This is a genomic window from Streptomyces sp. NPDC054794 (assembly GCF_053611585.1).
Map to the genome: position 1 here is coordinate 129,533 of NZ_JBSHAQ010000006.1, position 18,017 is coordinate 147,549.

Annotated in this window: 10 protein-coding genes; 8 read left to right on the forward strand and 2 right to left on the reverse strand. The window is 73.0% G+C overall.

What is annotated here, in order from left to right:
* Positions 1–16: 16 nt before the first annotated feature.
* Entirely contained in the window at positions 17–196 is a 180-nt protein-coding gene (locus ACWGKT_RS08320) for a DUF6104 family protein (protein ID WP_003992906.1), read from the reverse strand.
* A gap of 307 nt (positions 197–503) precedes the next feature.
* Between ACWGKT_RS08320 and ACWGKT_RS08325 the strand changes: the two genes are divergently transcribed.
* From ACWGKT_RS08325 to fxsT, 8 genes are all read left to right on the forward strand, one after another.
* The gene (locus ACWGKT_RS08325; protein WP_453272966.1) at positions 504–1,046 is read left to right on the forward strand and encodes a CU044_2847 family protein; all 543 of its coding nucleotides are present in this window, start codon (positions 504–506) and stop codon (positions 1,044–1,046) included.
* The gene (locus tag ACWGKT_RS08330) at positions 1,043–3,280 is read left to right on the forward strand and encodes a VMAP-C domain-containing protein (RefSeq protein ID WP_453272967.1); all 2,238 of its coding nucleotides are present in this window, start codon (positions 1,043–1,045) and stop codon (positions 3,278–3,280) included. The genes ACWGKT_RS08325 and ACWGKT_RS08330 overlap by 4 nt, the downstream gene beginning before the upstream one ends.
* A 111-nt stretch (positions 3,281–3,391) precedes the next feature.
* The gene (locus tag ACWGKT_RS08335; protein WP_453272968.1) at positions 3,392–4,423 is read left to right on the forward strand and encodes an AAA family ATPase; all 1,032 of its coding nucleotides are present in this window, start codon (positions 3,392–3,394) and stop codon (positions 4,421–4,423) included.
* 7 nt (positions 4,424–4,430) lie between these two features.
* Positions 4,431–7,892, forward strand: a complete 3,462-nt coding sequence (locus ACWGKT_RS08340) for an SAV_2336 N-terminal domain-related protein (RefSeq protein ID WP_453272969.1) — start codon at positions 4,431–4,433, stop codon at positions 7,890–7,892.
* Positions 7,893–7,914: 22 nt separating this feature from the next.
* The gene (gene fxsA / locus ACWGKT_RS08345; RefSeq protein ID WP_453272970.1) at positions 7,915–8,115 is read left to right on the forward strand and encodes an FxSxx-COOH cyclophane-containing RiPP peptide; all 201 of its coding nucleotides are present in this window, start codon (positions 7,915–7,917) and stop codon (positions 8,113–8,115) included.
* Between the two features lie 140 nt (positions 8,116–8,255).
* Complete coding sequence (locus tag ACWGKT_RS08350) at positions 8,256–9,452, forward strand: FxsB family cyclophane-forming radical SAM/SPASM peptide maturase (RefSeq protein ID WP_453272971.1); 1,197 nt, start codon at positions 8,256–8,258, stop codon at positions 9,450–9,452.
* Positions 9,449–10,921: an aKG-HExxH-type peptide beta-hydroxylase gene (locus tag ACWGKT_RS08355; protein ID WP_453272972.1), complete on the forward strand. Its 1,473-nt coding sequence runs from the start codon at positions 9,449–9,451 to the stop codon at positions 10,919–10,921. The genes ACWGKT_RS08350 and ACWGKT_RS08355 overlap by 4 nt, the downstream gene beginning before the upstream one ends.
* Before the next feature lie 141 nt (positions 10,922–11,062).
* Positions 11,063–14,074: an FxSxx-COOH system tetratricopeptide repeat protein gene (gene fxsT, locus ACWGKT_RS08360; protein WP_453272973.1), complete on the forward strand. Its 3,012-nt coding sequence runs from the start codon at positions 11,063–11,065 to the stop codon at positions 14,072–14,074.
* A gap of 96 nt (positions 14,075–14,170) precedes the next feature.
* Here the strand turns inward: fxsT and ACWGKT_RS08365 are convergent, their stop codons facing one another.
* Complete coding sequence (locus ACWGKT_RS08365) at positions 14,171–17,983, reverse strand: multifunctional oxoglutarate decarboxylase/oxoglutarate dehydrogenase thiamine pyrophosphate-binding subunit/dihydrolipoyllysine-residue succinyltransferase subunit (protein WP_453272974.1); 3,813 nt, start codon at positions 17,981–17,983, stop codon at positions 14,171–14,173.
* Between the last annotated feature and the right edge of the window lie 34 nt (positions 17,984–18,017).

The window sequence follows — 18,017 nt, forward strand, 5'->3', positions numbered from 1 at the left end:
GCTGCTCCGGCCGGTCCTACTCGTCGTCCTCGTCGTCGAGCCGCGCGAGCCACGTCGCCAGGCGCTCCACCGGCACCTCGAAGTCCGGATTCAGGTCGACGAAGGTCCGCAGCTGCTCGGCGAGCCACTCGAAGGTGACCTCTTCCTCGCCGCGCCGCTTCTCCAGTTCCTCGATGCCTCGGTCGGTGAAGTACATGGACGGTGCTCCGTGGTCAGTACGGCGGGCAGGCCCGCTCCCGTACGGGAGGAACGTCCTCCCTGCCGGGTGAAGAGGTGCCGCCTTCCCGTCCGGGAAGCGACGACAGGTACACGAAAAGGATAGGCGTACGGGACATGGTGCCCATGGACCGCCTGGGCCGACGAACTGCCGGAGGGGCATGAGGTGCCACCGTGCCGCCCAAGGGGTAGGGCTCCGTCGACAGGGGAAGGAGTCTTTGCCTGCGGGAGGCACGGGCGAGGTCTTCCCGTGCGGGAACATCGGTTCGGGGGAACGGGGGAACGTCATGGGGTACGAAGTGACGCGGGTAGCGCGGGTCGAACTGCCGGACGGCACGCCGGTGTGGGCCCGGATATCGGGGGCCGAGGAACTGGCCGTACCGCCGGGGGAACTGTCGTACACGGACACCGGGTTCGCCGAACGGGTGGAGGCGAGCGTCGAGAGTCTCCACTCGCTCGTCACCGGCGTCGCGCGGTCGCTGGCCGAGCCGTTGCGCGCGGTGCGGCCGGACGAGGTGAGCGTCGAGTTCGGGATCGAGCTGACCGCGAAGGCCGGCAAGGTCGTGGGCCTGCTCGCGGACGGCGAGGCGAAGGCCGGCATCACGGTGACCTTGACCTGGAACGGCGGCGGCCCGCCGGACCCCGACCCCGGGGCCGACACCGACGCCGCGCACGCCACCTCGGCCTCCCGATCCGCATCCGCGTCCGCGTCCGCGCCCGGCCACGCATCACCCCCCGGCCCCAACGGTGGCGCCCCCGCTGCGGGCGCGTCCACCGGCGCCCCGGTGCACGGGGGTGCCCAGGGGAGCGCCGGCGGGGGCGGGGTATGACCGAGCCGCACGACGGGGGCGCACCGGGCAACGCCCATGCCGCCCGCCATGCTCTGCGTGAACTCGTCATGGCGGCCACCGTGCGCATTCATCGCACTGGTGTCGGGTATGCCCTGGACGAACCCGGCACCTTCCTCGGCAGTGGCTTCTTCATCGCCCCGAACTGGGTGCTGACCTGCGCACACGTGGTAGACGGAGGGAAGGGGGGCGAGGTGTCGGTGATCTACGAGACCGCCCCGGGCCAGGGCCCGTCCGCCGTCCCCGGACAGGTGGCGGCCACCCTCCCGGAGCACGTCGAACGCCGCGTGCCCGGCAGCTGGCCCGCCCCGGACCTGGCCCTGGTCCGGCTGCGCGAACCCGTCGCCCACGACTGCGTGTACGTCTCCGAGCGGCCCACCGCGCACTACGGCGAGGGCAGGGTGTTCTACGCGGGCTGGACGGTCACCGGAGGTCAGCTGCAGATCCTGGACGGGTTCCTCTCCGTGCAGGGAACCATCGGCGGCTGGTCGGCGGGGGTGCAGATGCGGCTCGGGCAGAACGATCTGCCACCCGGGGTCTCGGGCGGCCCGGTGATCGACCCGGTGCGCGGCGAGGTCATCGGCGTACTGAAGTCGCGTGCGGACCACGGGACGGGCGGGACCTCCACCGGGATCGAGCGGCTGCGGACGTTACAGGTGCCGCCGGACGCCGTGCGGACCGAGCACGACGACGTCTACCAGGCGGTCTTCCACGCGCACGACCGGTACCACCGCGACCGGCAGCAGCCCTCGGACTCACGCCGCCCCACCTGGGCCGATGTACAGGCGCAGCTCGGCGCGCGGGCCGGCCGGACGCTCGGCCCCGACGAGCGCGGCGAGTTGCTGGGCCGGCTCGCCGAACTGCCGCCGCCGCCCACCACCCGCGGACTGCTCGACATCCTCGACAATCTGCCGAACTTCCAGCTCCCGACCCTGGTACCGGCTCCGCGCGGTTGGCGGGACGGCCTGGGCGTGCTCTACGAGAACGCCCGTCACGACGGGGCCCTGAAGCTCGTACTCGACTACGCGATGCAGGTCATGGCGGTCGAACGCCCCGCGACCCCCAGCATCCTCGATGCCGAACAGGCCCTGTGGGACTGGGTGAAGCACGCCTCGACGGGCCTCGACAGCGGCTATCGCCACGGGCTCGCCCGGCAGCGCGCCAAGTGGCTCGGAGAGCGCCGCCGTCTGCACACCGACCCCGGGAACGGCCCGGGGACCGGGACGGGCGCGCCGCCGGCCCCGCCGAGTCCGCCCGGGGCCGGGCAGCCGGTCGGGCAGCTGCCGGTCGGCCCGGTCACCGGGGAGACGCCCGCGGAATGGGGCCCGGACCAGCCGCGCGAGGCGGTGCCCCGGCTGTCCGTCCTGCTCGAAGTGCTGCCCAGGGGCTGGGAGCCCGACCGCTGCGACTGGTCGATCTCGGTGGCCGCCCCCGACGGCGGGATGACCCGGCTCCACGAGGCCGCCCGCACCCCGCTGGACGAACTCGCGCGGCAGGTCGTCGAACCCCTCGCCGAGGCCTTCCGCCACTGTGACGAACCCGGGCGGCCCGTGGCGCTGCACGCCGCGCTGCCGCATGTCCTGCTCGGGCTGGACGTGGACGAGTGGCGGCTACGGCCGGACGGGCCGCCGCTGGGGGCCGAGCGCCCCGTCGTCGTGCGCTGCTCCGACCGCGACCAGCTGCCCGGCGACGGCGACGCCGCCCTGCCCGGCACGCAGTGGTCTCAGGCCGTGGAGGCCGACGAGGTCGATGAGGCCGACGGGGAGCGCCGGGACCGCTGGCGCCGGCTGCACGTCCATGACGCCCAGACCGAGGTGCTGGACTGCGACGACGGGGTGCGCGAGCCGGTGCCGGGCGTGGCGGAGCTGCGCCGTCTGCCGCCCCGTTCCGTACCGGTGCTGTGCCGCTACGGCGACCAGCGCTACGAGGACGACGCCGCCGCGCTCGGCCGGATCGTGTACGCCGGCTTCGGCGTGGTCCTGTGGCGCCGCTGGCGCGGTCAACCGGACGCGGTGTGCGGGGAGTTCCATCGCGGAGCCAAGCGGGTCGTCGACGACGGCGTCGGCGCGGCGTTCCTTCCCCACCTGGTGCACGGGCTGAGGGTGAAGTTGCACAGAGGACTCACGGAGGCCTTCTGGGCCCACGGGATAGCACTGTTGTACGACGATCCGCGGTCGCCGCTGCCCGGAACCGACGATCTGCTGGAGGCCCCCTGATGCAACGTGCCCTGTGCACCCGTCGGCCCCTTACGGGCTTACCTGTTGGTCGATACCGTGATGCACGTTCGGCGGCTGCCGTGGCGGACGAGTGACGACGAGGACCGGACCATGACCGAATCCAGTGAGTGGCTCATCTACCGAGGTGCCGGAGAACCCCACGACGGAATGAGCCGGCTGCCCCCGCCGCCGCCCTGGCGGGACTTCGCCGGCCGGTACGCGGGCGAGGGCGAGGGCGACGGCGACGGCTCCCGGGACCGCAGGCTGGGCGCGCACCGGCATCTGGCGGAACTCCACCGGCCCGGCGCCGAGGAACTGGAGATGATCAACGCGGCGCTCTATCTGCGCCGCCCGCTGCTGGTCACCGGCAGCCCCGGCGCGGGCAAGAGCACGCTGGCCCACTCCGTGGCGTACGAACTGGGCCTGGGCGACGTGCTGCGCTGGTCCATCGTCAGCCGCTCCGCGCTCCAGGACGGCCTGTACCACTACGACGCCATCGCCCGTCTGCAGGACGTCCAGATCGCCGCACAGGGTGGGTTCGGCGCGGCCGGCGGGAGCCCCGGAACCGTCGAGGCCATCGGCAGCTACATCCGCCTCGGTCCGCTCGGCACCGCGCTGCTGCCCTCCGACACCCCGCGTGTGCTGCTCATCGACGAGCTCGACAAGAGCGACATCGACCTGCCCAACGATCTCCTGAACGTGCTGGAGGAGGGCGAGTTCCAGATACCCGAGCTGGAGCGCATCGCCGACCGGCTGCCGGACGGGGAGGCCGAGGTGCTCACCGCCGACGGCACCAAGGTCCGCGTCCGCGACGGCCGGGTGCGCTGCCGCGCCTTCCCGTTCGTGGTCCTCACCAGCAACGGGGAACGGGACTTCCCGGCGCCGCTGATGCGCCGCTGCATCCACCTGGAGCTGGGGCGGCCCGACCACAATCGGCTCGCCACCTTCGTCCGGGCGCATCTCGGTGACGAGGCGGCCCGTGCGGGCGACGACCTGATCACCCGCTTCCTGGAGCGCTCCCGCAGCGAACTCCTCGCCGCCGACCAGCTGTTGAACGCGATCTACCTCACCGACGCGGCCGCTCCGCCCAGCCGCGACCGACTCGCCGACCTGCTCATCCAGCGACTCGACCGCCCGAGGTGAGGCGCTGATGCCCGACACAGCGGCACGCCACGGCCCGGGCTCCTCGCCCGACGGCCACGGTCCAGGCTCCTCGGTCGCCGGCCACGGCCCGGGTTCCTCGGCCAACGGTCACGGCCCCGGAGCCGGTGGTCCGGCCGAGGGCCTCGTCGGCGACCTCGCCCTGTCCGACGGTGACCCGATCGCCGAGCTGATCGTCCGGCTCCGGCAGGTCGGGCTCGACCCGCACGGCGAGGAGGTGTGCGACGCGCTGTGGCTGGCGCGGTGGGCCCGGCCCACGCGCGTGCCCGAACAGGACGGACAGCGGCCCGTTCCCGGTTCCCCGCCGCTCGGCGGCAGAGGCGCGCCCGCCTCGGTCGGCGGTGCGGCGGCCGCGGCCGCGCCGTCGTCCCAGGTCGCGGAGCGCGAGCCCGCCGTGCCCGAGCCCCAGCCGTACGACGCGTCGGGCGACCGCCGGGTCGCCCTCTACCCGGTGCCGTTCCACAGCACGCCGACGGGCGGTACCGGCCGGGCGGCGCCCCTGCCCGTCGGGGTGCCCGCCGCCCCGGCGCTGCCCGCCGCGCTCGAACTCCAGCGCGCATTACGCCCGTTGCAGGGCTACCGCAGCGCCGCGCCCCCGCTGCGCTCGGCGCTCGACGAGACGGCGACGGCGGAACTGAGCGCGCAGGCGGGCGGTCTCGTCATCCCCGTGTTCCGGGCCGTACGGCGGGCCGACGCGCGTCTCCAGCTGGTGATGGACGCCTCCTCCTCGATGCGGGTGTGGGACCGCATGTTCGCCGAACTGGAGCAGGTCTTCAGCCAGTTGGGCGCCTTCTGGGACATCCAGGTCAGCCATCTGCACCAGGGCCCGGACGGCGAACCGGCCGTCAGCCGCAGCCCCGAGCCGCACGCCGCACCCCTGCACTCCGCCGACCGGCTCAGCGACCCCACCGGGCGCCGGGTCACCCTGCTGGTCAGCGACTGCGCCGGCCCCCTGTGGCGCAGCGGCCACGCCCACCGGCTGCTCCACCACCTCTCCCGGCAGGCCCCGGCCGCCGTACTCCAGCCGCTGCCCCAGCGCATGTGGCACCGCACCCGACTCCCGGTCTCCTACGGCGCGTTGATGCGCGGCGACGCGCTGGGCGGCGTCGCGCTGCGGGTGCGTACCCACAGCGGAGCCCCGGCCGAGCCCCGCCGGGGCGAGCTGCCCGTGCCCGTGCTGCCGCCCGAGCCGGTGGCGCTCGGGGCCTGGGCACGGCTGCTGTCCGGGGCCGGCGCCGGCCCCGTGTCCGGGGCCGTCGGCTGGGTGCGGGCGGACCAGCCGCCCGCGCCGACGGGCCGGCCCGGCCGCCGCGCGTCCGCGCTGGAACTGGTCAGCAGATTCCGCTCCACGGCCTCCCCGGCGGCGGGCCGCCTCGCCGTCTATCTGGCGGCGGCCCCGCTCTGCCTGCCGGTGATGCAGCTGGTGCAGCGGACCATGCTGCCCGACTCCGGGCCCTCCGAACTCGCCGAGGTCCTGCTCAGCGGCCTGGTGTCGCGCTCGCGCGAGAACCCCGCGCAGGACGGCGTCCAGTGGTACGAGTTCGCGCCGGGCGTGCAGGAGTCGCTGCTGTCGCCGCTGGGGCGGGACGAGGCCATGCTCGTGCTCAAGCACTGCTCGGAGTACATCGAGCAGCGCTTCGGCAAGGGTGGGCCCAACTTCCCTGCCCTCGCCCTCGCCCAGCTCGGCGACGGCGGCGCAGGACGCCCGTACGCGCCGGGCACCGGATACGCCGCCGAGAACGGCGACAACGGCGCGGCGACCCTGGTCCCGCAGCCGTTCGCCGAGGTCGCGGCGCGGGTGCTGGAGCGGTTCATGCCGCTGCCCGAGCAGTTCGCCCTGTACGGCAGCCGGGAGCGGGAGGACCCGGACGAGGACCGCCCGCCGCACCCGGCGGTCACCCGGGCCCGCACGCTGGTCGAGCGGTTCGACCGCGAGGGTATGGTGCAGGACCTCATCGACGCGGTCCAGCTGCTGCGCGGCGCGACCGAGCACGAGCGGCCCGCGGGCCGGGACTTCGAGCTGTGGGCGGAGTACGCGCACTGCGTGCTGCGGCTGTGGGAGATGCAGGGCGGTGCGGAGCTGCTGCGCGAGGCGGAGACGGCCGCCGAGCGCGCCGTCGCGCACCCCCGCGCCGTACGCGAACGGGCCGTCCTGGCCCGGGTGCTGCGGGCTGCCGCGACGGATCGCAGGCGGCGCGGCGACCAGCGGGCCGCACTCGACCTGCTGCGCCGGGCCGACCGTGAGTACGCCGTGGCGTGCGGGGCGCCCGACCTGGACGAGCCCGAGGCGCTGCGGCTCACCCTGGAACGGGTGGGAGCCCTGGAGGCCCAGTGGCGGCTCGGCGGCGACAGCGCGCTGCTCCAGGGCGCCGTGGGCATGCTGGAGGCGTTCGCCGACGCCTGGCCCGACCCCCGGCACCGGCCGCCCGAACTCCCGCTCGCCCACGGTCGCGTCCTGCTGCGGCTGTCCGGCGTGACCGCCGACCGCGAACAGGCCCGCCGGTACGCGCAGCAGAGCGCGCAGTCGCTGCGCGGGGCGCTCGACAACGACCCCGAGGCCGCCGCCGCCCTCCCGCGCGTACGGATCCTCATCGACCTGGTGGACGCGCTGCTGCTCGCGGGCGGCTCGCTGGACGAGGCGCAGGCACGTGTCGACGAGGCGCAGGGGCTCGCCCGCGAACAGGGCGTGCGGGCCTTGCTGCTGGTGCGCGCCGGGCGGATCGCGGCGGCCCGCTACGACGAGTCGGGCGACCCGCGCGAACTCCTCCGGGCGGCCCGGCACTTCGAGCAGGCCGCGCAACGCATGCCCCGGGACGCCTCGGCGCACGCCGACGTGCTGGCCGAATGGGGCGAGGCGCTGCTGCGCCGGGCCGCGCTGGAGACGGGCACGCCGGCCCACGAGCCGCTGTCCCGGGCGATCCGCGTCCTGCGGGACTGCCGTACGGAGACGCCCGTGGGCAGCCATCTGCTGGCCGGCCGTCTGCTGCTGCTCGGCCGGGCGCTGATGCTGCGCTACCGCGCCCGCGGCGACCGGGTCGACCTGCGCGAGGCCGAGCATCTCCTCGGGCTCGCGGCGGCCGGGGCCGACGACCCGCTGCTGGCCGCGCGGTGCTGGCTGGAACTGGGTCAGGTGCAGTTCGAGGCCTACCAGAGCCTGGGTCGTCCGGCACGCCTCGACGAGGCGGTCGACGCGTTCCGGGCCGCCGCGGAGGCGGCCCGGGAGGCGGAGGAGGAGGCGGAGACGGACCGCCGCCGTCAGGAATCGGTGGAACTGGGCGCGCAGGCACACCACTGGCGGGGTATGAGCTACGAGGCGGCGGCGCGCCCGCGCGCCGCCCGGGAGGCCTACCGGGCCGCCCGGGCCGAGTGGTCGCGGGTACCGGACGACAGCGTGACCACGAGCGAGCCGACCGCCGGTCAGACGGCACAGCGGCTCGCGGACCTGGAGTGATCCGGACGAGAGGGGAACGGGGATGGACGTACGGGACACGGCGCGGCAGGACACCGCCGCGCACGGCACGCAGGCACGGGAGCCGCTTCCGGACCTGCTGGAGCTCGACCTGACGGAACTGAGGACCCTTCAGCACCCCGTGCTGCGGGAGGTGGTGGAGGATCTGCGCGAGCGGTCCACGCGGCCCAGCGAGATGCTCTGGGGGTTCAGCAGCGCTCTCTGAACCCAGGGGGCACCGGTCAATTCCTCAATTGAATCGGTCAATATCGAACGATCCGTGTTTGTGGGTTCGACGGGCCAGGGAAGGCGGTTCCGTATCGAGCGGGGGCTCGGGGCGCGGACGTACGGCATGGGGGTGCTGGAGTGTCTGGAGAGGTCGCACCCGATGCGACAGCCGAACCCGTCGTGCCCTTCAGGCAGTTCATCGTGAAGGTGCACGGCCGGTGCAACCTCGCCTGCCGCTACTGCTACCTCTACGAGGGCCCCGACCAAACCTGGCGCACCCGCCCGGCCGCGGCGGGGCCCCGGGTCCTGGACCGCGCCGCGTCCCGCATCGCCGACCATGCCCGCGACCACGGCCTGAGAGACCTCTCGCTCGTCCTGCACGGGGGAGAGCCGCTGCTCGCGGGCGTGGGCACGCTCGGCCGGTTCACCAATCTGGTACGGGACCGGGTACCCGCCGGCTGCGCGGTCCACGCCGTCGTCCAGACCAACGCCACCCTCCTGACCGAGGCCCGTGTGACGGCCCTGGCCCGGCACGGCATTCGCATCGGCATCAGCCTCGACGGAGGGCTCCCCGCCCACAACGCGCTGCGCGTCCACCGCTCCGGGCGCCCGTCCTGGCCCGCCGCCGTGCGCGGCGCCCGGCTGGTCGCCGCCCGCTTCCCCGAGTCGTACGCCGGAATCCTCGCGGTCGTCGACCCCACGCTGGACCCGGTCGAGATGTACGAGTCCCTGCTCGCCCTCGGCCCACCGGCCCTCGACCTGCTGCTTCCCCACGGGAACTGGTCGAACCCGCCGCCGCACCTGGACGACTCCGGCACGGTCCACGGGGACTGGCTGTGCGCCGTCTTCGACCGCTGGTGGCAGGCCGGACGGCGGGAGACGCGGGTGCGGCTCTTCGAGGAGTGCCTCGCGCTGCTGCTGGGCCTGCCGGCGGTCACCGAGTCGCTGGGCCTCGCCCCCTTCGCCGCCGTGGTCGTGGAGACGGACGGGTCGATCGAGCAGGTCGACTCGCTGAAGTCCGCGTACGACGGCGCCGCCCGGACCGGCCTCGACATCTTCCGGCACGACTTCGACGAGGCGCTGCGGCACCCCGCCGTGGCCGCCCGGCAGGCGGGCGCCGCCGCACTGTCCGCGACCTGCCGGGCCTGCCCACTGCTGCACGTCTGCGGCGGCGGCCAGTACGCCCACCGCTACCGCGCCGGGCACGGCTTCGCCAACCCCTCCGTGTACTGCGCCGACCTGCAGCGCTTCATCCACCACGTGGCGGGCCGGCTGACGGCGGACGCGGCGCGGGCCACCTCGTCGTCCGCCTCTCGCGAAGGGGACACCCCGTGACACTTCCGGAGATCCCGGACCGCGCGCTCGTCGAACTCGGCCGCACCGAAGGCGGGCCCGAGACCCTCGCGCTGCTCGCCCGCGACCAGGACTCCCGTCGGCTGCTCCTGCTGCGCGCGGTGCTCGACGCGGTGGCGGGCGCCGACCCGGCGCTCTGTCCCGCCGCCGCCCGGACCCGGCTGTTCGAGGACTGGGCGCTGCTGGAGGCGGCCGACTCGGCGGCCCCGGCCGGACCGCCGGCGGAGGGGAGCGAGGAGCGCCCCGGCCGCCCGGCCCGCTCGCCCGCCCGGGTCCGGCTGCTCGACCCCCTGGTCGGCGCCTGGGCCCAGCGCCTGCTGCGCGCCCTCGGCACGGACCCCGCCCGGCCCGGCGCGCCCGACCGGGCCCGTGAACTCGGCCGCGACCTCGCGCACTTCGGCGCCCTCGCCGCGGCGGCCGCGGCCCGCGCCGGCGTCCCCTTCGCGGTGCGCCTCACGGCCCGGGACGGAACGCTCGCCCTGCCCTCCCTCGGGGCCCTGCGCACCGCGGACCCCGGGGACGTCCCGGTCGACGTCGCCCACACGGGCGGGCGGCTGACCCTCAAGCAGCGGGGCGCGGCGGACGTCGTCGTCCACGTGGAGCGGGGCACCGGAGCCTGGTCCGGCTCCGCCGCCTGGACCCCCGCGTACGCCCTGCCCGCCCTCGCCACCGGCGCCGCACCCACCCCGCTGGACGACCTCGACCCGTATCGCACGGTCCAGGGCGGCGCCCGCTACCGCGGACTGAGCGGCGCCGCCACCCTCGACGACGCGGAGCGCAAACGCTGGCTGCACACCTGGTCGGGGACCGCCGTCGAACTCCGGCTGGGCGGTGAGCAGCGTCTCGCGGAGGCCGTCGCCCTGCTGCGCTGTCTGATCCCGCTGGCCGCGCCGCCCGGCACCGACCCCGACGACTGCACGGGCGGCACCTGCAGCGGCACCCGGCGCGAGGCCTTCGGAGCCGTCCTCAGTAGCACCCCGCAGACCCCGACGGTCTTCGCCGCGACCCTGGTCCACGAACTCCAGCACACCAAACTCGTCGCCCTGAGCGAGGCCGTGACCCTCCATCAGGCCGACGCGCGCGAACGCTACTTCGCCCCCTGGCGGCCCGACCCGCGCCCCTACGACGGCCTGCTCCAGGGCACCTACTCGCACCTGGCGCTGGCCGACTTCTTCCAGCGCCGCGCGCTCACCCTGGCGCGGCCCGCCGACCGGGAGGCGGCCTGGGCGGTGCACGCCCGCTGCCGGGAACAGGTCGGCGCCGCGCTCCCGGCACTCGTCGGCTCGACCGACCTGACCGTGCGCGGACGCCGGTTCGTCGACGCGATGGTCGCCGTCCACGAACGGCTCGGCGAGCACCCCGCGCCGCGCGGCCACGCCGTGCGCGCGCAGGCCTATGTGGCGTCCGCCCGAGCCCTGTTCGCGAACCGTCGAATACGGCCAACTGGGTGAGAAATGTTGCCAATTCGAGTGAAGATCGTTGCGCTTGCGGGAAGAGATGCGAACCAAGGAGCGCGCGTACGACGGAAACCTGTCAACGCCTATCGCGGTGCCGCGCCGAGGTTCTAACATTACGTGCGGGGAGGCCGCTGCATGTCTGGAGTTCGTAGGCCGGTCGGTTCGGCCGACAAAGGGGCCACGAAACCTACCGTCACGATCAGCTTCGCCGGTTTCAACCGGGCCTGGGCGGCCTGGATGGGGGACCGTCTGGAGCGGCGTGGCCTCCGAGTCGTGTACATGCGCTGGGACTCGCCGACCGAGGTCCCGCTCGTCGACCTGCTGCGCGACCTGACACTCGCCGAGGGCCGGATCCTCATCGTGGTCAGCGAGTGGTACTTCCAGCTGGGACCGCGCACCCACGAGGAGTGGAACGCGGCGCTGCGCGAGATCGTGGCACCCGACCCGACCCGCTTCGCGGCCGTCTCCATCACCACCGCGTCCGTGCCCACCGCCACCACCGTGCTGGCCCCCGTGGAACTGACCAACATGGGCGCCGACGAGGCCGAACGACGCCTCCTCGACCGCCTCGGCCTGCCCGCCGACCCGATGCCGCTGCCGGCCGAGGGCGAGCGGCGCGGCCGGCGCTTCCCGGCGTCCACGCCCGAGGTGTGGGGCGGCGTGCCGCGCCGCAACACCCGCTTCACCGGACGCGAGCCGCTGCTGAACGACGCCTACCACCTGCTCCAGGGCGCCGAGACCGGCGCGGGCGTGCTCACCCTGCACGGCATGTCCGGGGTGGGCAAGACCCAGCTCGCCGCCGAGTACGTCTACCGCTTCGGCTCCGAGTACGACGCGGTGTGGTGGGTCAACGCCGAGGGCCGCGTGACCTACCGCCGGCTGATGGCCGAACTCGCCCCGAAACTGGGCCTGACCACCGGCGCCGAGTACGGCGAGCGGCTGCGTGCCGTACGGGACGCGCTGCGCCGCGGCGACCCCTACTCCCGCTGGCTGCTGATCCTGGACGGCGCGGACGAACCGGACCAGATCTGGGACCTCGTGCCCACCGGCCCCGGCCACGTCCTGATCACCTCGCGGAACCCGGAGTGGGGCGAGCACAACAGCAAGCTGCTGGAGGTGCCCGTCTACGGCCGTGACGAGTCGGTGGCCTTCATCCGCCGCCGCGCCCCCCGCCTGTCGGAGGAGGACGCCGACCAGCTGGCCGAGGCGCTGGAGGACCTGCCGCTGCTGCTCGACCAGACAGCGGGCTGGCTCAACGACTCCGACCTGTCGGTGGAGGAGTACATCGGACTGCTGGAGGGCGGCATCGACGGGGACGTGGTCAAGGTGTCCGCGGACTTCCCGGTCGCCTTCCAGACCGCCTGGTCGATACTGCTGAACAAACTCCGCGAGACCGTCCCGGAGTCCGTGGACCTGCTGCGGCTGTGCACGTTCTTCGCGCCCGGCTTCATCCCCGTACGACTCCTGCGGGAGATGCCGCACGACGAACTGCCGGAACAGATCGCGGGTCTGCTCAACGACCCGCTGCTGTGGAACAAGGCGATCAACCAGCTGCGCCAGTACTCCGTCGTGCGCCTGGAGTCGCACGAGGCGCTCGGCGACGAGACCGTCTCCTCCGGCGAGCGCCTGTACCTGCACCGCATGGTGCACCAGATCGTGCACAAGGACATGCCGGACGAGGACCGGCGCGAGTTCATCGACGTGGTGCGCAGGGCCCTGGCCGCCGCCGACCCCGGGCGGGCCACCGACACCCGCCTGTGGGACGAGTACGCGGAGATCGTCCCGCACCTCAAGCACGCGGACGTGCTGAACAGCAAGGACCGCAATGTGCAGAACCTGGTCCTCAACTGTCTGCGCTACATGTACTTCACGGGCGAGTACCAGTCCGGCATGAAGCTCGGCGAGCGGGCCATGAACGCCTGGCGGGCCCTGCTCGGCGAGACCCACCCGCGGATCTGGGAGCTCACCTACCACTACGCCAACCTGATGCGCGCGGCCGGCGAGTACCGGCGCACCGAGACCATCGAGCGGGCCGCCGTCGACCACCTCCGCACCCAGCGCGGCGAGCAGGACCTGGACTACCTGCGCGCGGCCAACGGCCTCGGCGCCGACCTGTGGGGCCTCGGCCGCTACGACGAGGCCCGGGAGCTGTACGAGTGGCTCTACCCGGCCTACCGCGACCTGCTGGGCGAACAGGACTCGCGGACCCTCAACGCGCTGAACAACCTGGCCTTCGCGCTGCGCCTGCTCGGCCGCTACCAGGAGAGCCTGGAGATCGACCGGCGGACCATGGAGGCGCGCCGCCAACTGCTGAAGAACCGTCACCCGTGGACGCTCTTCTCCGAGGTCCACTACGCGACCAATCTGCGCCTGCTCGGCCGCTACACCGAGGCCGAGTCCGTCCAGTCGAAGAACGTGCGCGAGTACCGCCTCGTCATGGGCGCAGAGAACCCGCAGACCCTGCTCGCCGAGCACAACCTGGCCCTGTGCCTCTACCGCATCGGCGAGCGCGGCAAGGCCGGTCCGATGTTCACCCGGGTCCTGGAGCGCTACGAGCGCAAGCTGGGCGAGCGGGACCCGCTGACGCTGGCCGCCGCCATCAGCCACAGCTGCTTCGCCCGCGAGCACGGCGACATCGACCAGGCGCGGGAGACCAGCGAGTACGTCATCACGCGGTACGAGGCGATGCACGACGAGGGCCATCCGTTCCTCGCCGGAGCCCGCTCCAACCACGCGCTGATCCTGCGTAGCGTCGGCGAGCGCGAGCAGGCCCACGCCCTGGCCGAGCAGGCGATGGCCGACATGACCGACGCCGTGGGGGAGAACCACCCCTGGACCCTGGGGTGCGCGGTCAACGCCTCCGCCGTGCGCAACCTGGTCGGGGACACGGAGTCCGCGGCCGACCTCAGCAGATCCGCCGCCGTCCGGGGCACCGAGTCCCTCGGCCGCACCCATCCGCTGACCCTGTCGGCCCGTATCGCGCACGCGGCCGACCTGCGCGGGCTCGGCGACCGGCGGGAGGCCGAGAAGACGGAGCAGGAGGCACTGTCCGACCTCGCCGCCACGCTCGGCGCGCAGCACGTCCACACCATGTCGGCACGCGCCCGCAACCGGCCGTACTGGGACTTCGAACCCCAGGTGTCGTGACCGGCCGCCGGGTGAGCGGCCCACCGCGCGGGCGATGACGAAGGGCCCGGCCCCGGAGCGAACTCCGGGGCCGGGCCCTTCGGCGTACGCCGAGGCCTAGGCCTCGAACACCTCACGCACCAGCTGCTCCTGCTCGGCCTGGTGGCGCTTCGCGGAACCCACCGCCGGCGACGAGCCGTGCGGACGCGAGATGCGGCGCAGACGCTCGCCGTGCGGGACGTCCGGGCCGACGGCCAGGTCGAGGTGGTCGATCAGGTTGAGCGCGATGAACGGCCAGGCACCCTGGTTCGCCGGCTCCTCCTGGGCCCACAGGTACTTCTCGGCGTTCGGGTACTTGTTGACCTCCGCCTGGATCTCCGCACCCGGCAGCGGGTACAGACGCTCGATGCGGATGATCGCCGTGTCCGTGACACCGCGCTTCTGCCGCTCGGCCTCCAGGTCGTAGTAGACCTTGCCCGCGCAGAAGACGACCTTCTTCACGGCCGCCGGGTCGGCGATCGACGCGTCGCCGATGACCGGACGGAACTCGCCGCTCGTGAACTCCTCCGCCTTCGACGCCGCCGCCTTCAGACGCAGCATCGACTTCGGGGTGAAGACGATGAGCGGCTTGTGGTGCGGGTTGTGCACCTGCCAGCGCAGGAGGTGGAAGTAGTTCGACGGGAGCGTGGGCATCGCGACCGTCATGTTGTTCTGGGCGCAGAGCTGCAGGAAGCGCTCCGGGCGGGCCGAGGAGTGGTCCGGGCCCTGGCCCTCGTAGCCGTGCGGGAGGAGCAGGACTACGCCGCTCGTCTGGCCCCACTTCTGCTCGGCGGACGAGATGAACTCGTCCACCACCGTCTGCGCGCCGTTGACGAAGTCGCCGAACTGCGCCTCCCACATCACCAGCGCGTCGGGGCGGGCGAGCGAGTAGCCGTACTCGAAGCCCATCGCCGCGTACTCGGACAGCAGGGAGTTGTAGACGTTCAGGCGGGCCTGGTCGTCCGACAGGTAGAGCAGCGGGGTGAAGTCCTCGCCCGTCTCGCGGTCGATGATCACCGCGTGGCGCTGGCCGAAGGTGCCGCGCTGGGAGTCCTGGCCCGCCAGGCGGACCGGGGTGCCCTCCAGCAGCAGCGAGCCGACGGCCAGGGTCTCGCCCATGCCCCAGTCGATCGTGCCGTCCTCGACCATCGCCGCCCGGCGCTGCAGCTGCGGCAGCAGACGCGGGTGGACGGTGACGTGGTCGGGGATGTTGACCTGGGACTCGGCGATCCGCTTGACGACCTCCGAGGAGATCGCCGTCGGAACCGCGATCGGGAAGCCGTCCTGCGGCTCCTGGACGTCCGCGGCTACCGGCTGCGAGGTGGCCTCACGGACCTCCGTGAAGACCTTCTCCAGCTGGCCCTGGTAGTCCTGCAGGGCCTGCTCGGCCTCTTCCAGGGTGATGTCGCCGCGACCGATCAGGGACTCGGTGTAGAGCTTGCGCACCGAGCGCTTCTTGTCGATCAGGTCGTACATCAGCGGCTGGGTGAAGGCCGGGTTGTCCGACTCGTTGTGACCGCGGCGGCGGTAGCAGATGAGGTCGATCACCACGTCCTTGTTGAACGCCTGGCGGAACTCGAAGGCGAGCCGCGCCACGCGCACGACGGCCTCGGGGTCGTCGCCGTTCACGTGGAAGATCGGGGCCTCGATCATGCGGGCCACGTCCGTCGCGTACATGGAGGAACGCGAGGACTCGGGGGCCGCGGTGAAGCCGACCTGGTTGTTGATGACGATGTGGACCGTGCCGCCGGTGCGGTAGCCGCGCAGCTGCGACATGTTCAGGGTCTCGGCCACCACGCCCTGGCCCGCGAAGGCCGCGTCGCCGTGGATCGCCACCGGCAGCACCGTGAAGTCCGTGCCGCCCTTGTTGATGATGTCCTGCTTGGCGCGGGCGACGCCCTCCAGGACCGGGTCGACCGCCTCCAGGTGCGAGGGGTTCGCGACCAGGGAGACCTTGATCTGCTCGCCGTCCAGGCCGGTGAAGGTGCCCTCGGCGCCCAGGTGGTACTTCACGTCGCCGGAGCCGTGCATCGACTTCGGGTCGAGGTTGCCCTCGAACTCGCGGAAGATCTGGGCGTACGACTTGCCGACGATGTTGGCGAGGATGTTCAGGCGGCCGCGGTGGGCCATGCCGATGATGACCTCGTCCAGGCGCGACTCGGCGGCGGAGTCGAGCACCGCGTCGAGCAGCGGGATGACGGACTCGCCGCCCTCCAGGGAGAAGCGCTTCTGGCCGACGTACTTCGTCTGCAGGAAGGTCTCGAAGGCCTCCGCCGCGTTCAGCCGGCGCAGGATGCGCAGCTGCTCCTCGCGCTCCGGCTTGGAGTGCGGGCGCTCCACGCGGTCCTGGATCCACTTGCGCTGCTTCGGGTCCTGGATGTGCATGAACTCGATGCCGGTGGTGCGGCAGTACGAGTCGCGCAGGACGCCGAGGATGTCGCGCAGCTTCATCATCGACTTGCTGGCGAAGCCACCGACGGCGAACTCGCGCTCCAGGTCCCACAGGGTGAGGCCGTGCTCGACGATGTCCAGGTCGGGGTGCTTGCGCTGGCGGTACTCCAGCGGGTCGGTGTCGGCCATGACGTGGCCGCGGACCCGGTAGGAGTGGATCAGCTCGAAGACGCGCGCGGCCTTGGTGACGTCGTCGTCGTGCGAGGCGTCGATGTCCTTGAGCCAGCGGACCGGCTCGTAGGGGATGCGCAGCGACTCGAAGACGGCGTCGTAGAAGCCGTTCTCGCCGAGCAGCAGGTTCGCGACCTGGCGCAGGAACTCGCCGGAGGCGGCGCCCTGGATCACCCGGTGGTCGTAGGTCGACGTGAGCGTCATGACCTTCGAGATGCCGAGCTTGTTCAGGGTGTCCTGGCTGGTGCCCTGGAACTCCGCCGGGTAGTCCATGGAGCCGACGCCCATGATGACCGACTGGCCGGGCATCAGACGCGGGACCGAGTGGACGGTGCCGAGGCCGCCGGGGTTGGTCAGGGAGACCGTGACGCCGGTGAAGTCGTCCATCGTCAGCTTGTTGTCGCGGGCGCGACGGACGATGTCCTCGTAGGCCTGCCAGAACTCGAAGAAGTTCAGGGTCTCGGCCTTCTTGATGGCGGCCACGACGAGCTGACGGTCACCGTTCGGCTTGACCAGGTCGATGGCCAGACCGAGGTTCACGTGCGCCGGCTTGACGAGGGTCGGCTTGCCGTCCTTCTCGCCGAACGACCAGTTCATCGAGGGCATGGCCTTGATGGCCTGGACCATCGCGAAGCCGATGAGGTGCGTGAAGGAGATCTTCCCGCCCCGGGCGCGCTTCAGGTGGTTGTTGATGACGATGCGGTTGTCGAACAGCAGCTTCACCGGGACCGCGCGGACCGAGGTGGCGGTCGGCAGCTCCAGGGAGGCGTTCATGTTCTTGGCGACCGCGGCGGAGGGGCCGCGCAGCGTCACGTACTCGGGACCCTCGGGTGCCGCCGTGGCCGGCGCGGCCTTCGCCGCCGGCTTGGCGGCGGGGGCGGCGGGCTTCGTGGGAGCCGGGGCGGCAGCGGCGGGCTTCGGCGCGGCCGGCGCGGCGGCGGCCGGCTGAGGAGCCGCCGGGGCCGCCGGAGCGGGCGCGGGCACCGCCGGGGCGACGGGAGCCGCGGGCTGGGCCGGAGCGGCCGTGGTGGTGGTCCCTGCGGCCCCCGCGGCCGCAGTACCCGCCGGAGCCGGGGAGGCAGTGGCGCCCGGCCTGTAGTCGGCGAAGAAGTCCCACCAGGCGCGGTCTACCGAATTCGGGTCCTGGAGGTACTGCTGATAGATCTCGTCGACGAGCCACTCGTTCGGACCGAACGCGGCAGCGGGGTTCTTCCCGGCTTGGTCGTCGGTCGAGATGCTCGATGCGTTACTGGGGGACTGTGGCGACACGGCGGCAACCGCCCTCTTCCGCTTCACAAGGTTA

Coding starts and splice junctions, on each gene's coding strand:
- ACWGKT_RS08325 (WP_453272966.1), top strand. CDS start 504: ATGGGGTACGAAGTGACGCGGGTAGCGCGGGTCGAACTGCCGGACGGC.
- ACWGKT_RS08335 (WP_453272968.1), top strand. CDS start 3,392: ATGACCGAATCCAGTGAGTGGCTCATCTACCGAGGTGCCGGAGAACCC.
- ACWGKT_RS08330 (WP_453272967.1), top strand. CDS start 1,043: ATGACCGAGCCGCACGACGGGGGCGCACCGGGCAACGCCCATGCCGCC.
- fxsA (WP_453272970.1), top strand. CDS start 7,915: ATGGACGTACGGGACACGGCGCGGCAGGACACCGCCGCGCACGGCACG.
- ACWGKT_RS08320 (WP_003992906.1), bottom strand. CDS start 196: ATGTACTTCACCGACCGAGGCATCGAGGAACTGGAGAAGCGGCGCGGC.
- fxsT (WP_453272973.1), top strand. CDS start 11,063: ATGTCTGGAGTTCGTAGGCCGGTCGGTTCGGCCGACAAAGGGGCCACG.
- ACWGKT_RS08340 (WP_453272969.1), top strand. CDS start 4,431: ATGCCCGACACAGCGGCACGCCACGGCCCGGGCTCCTCGCCCGACGGC.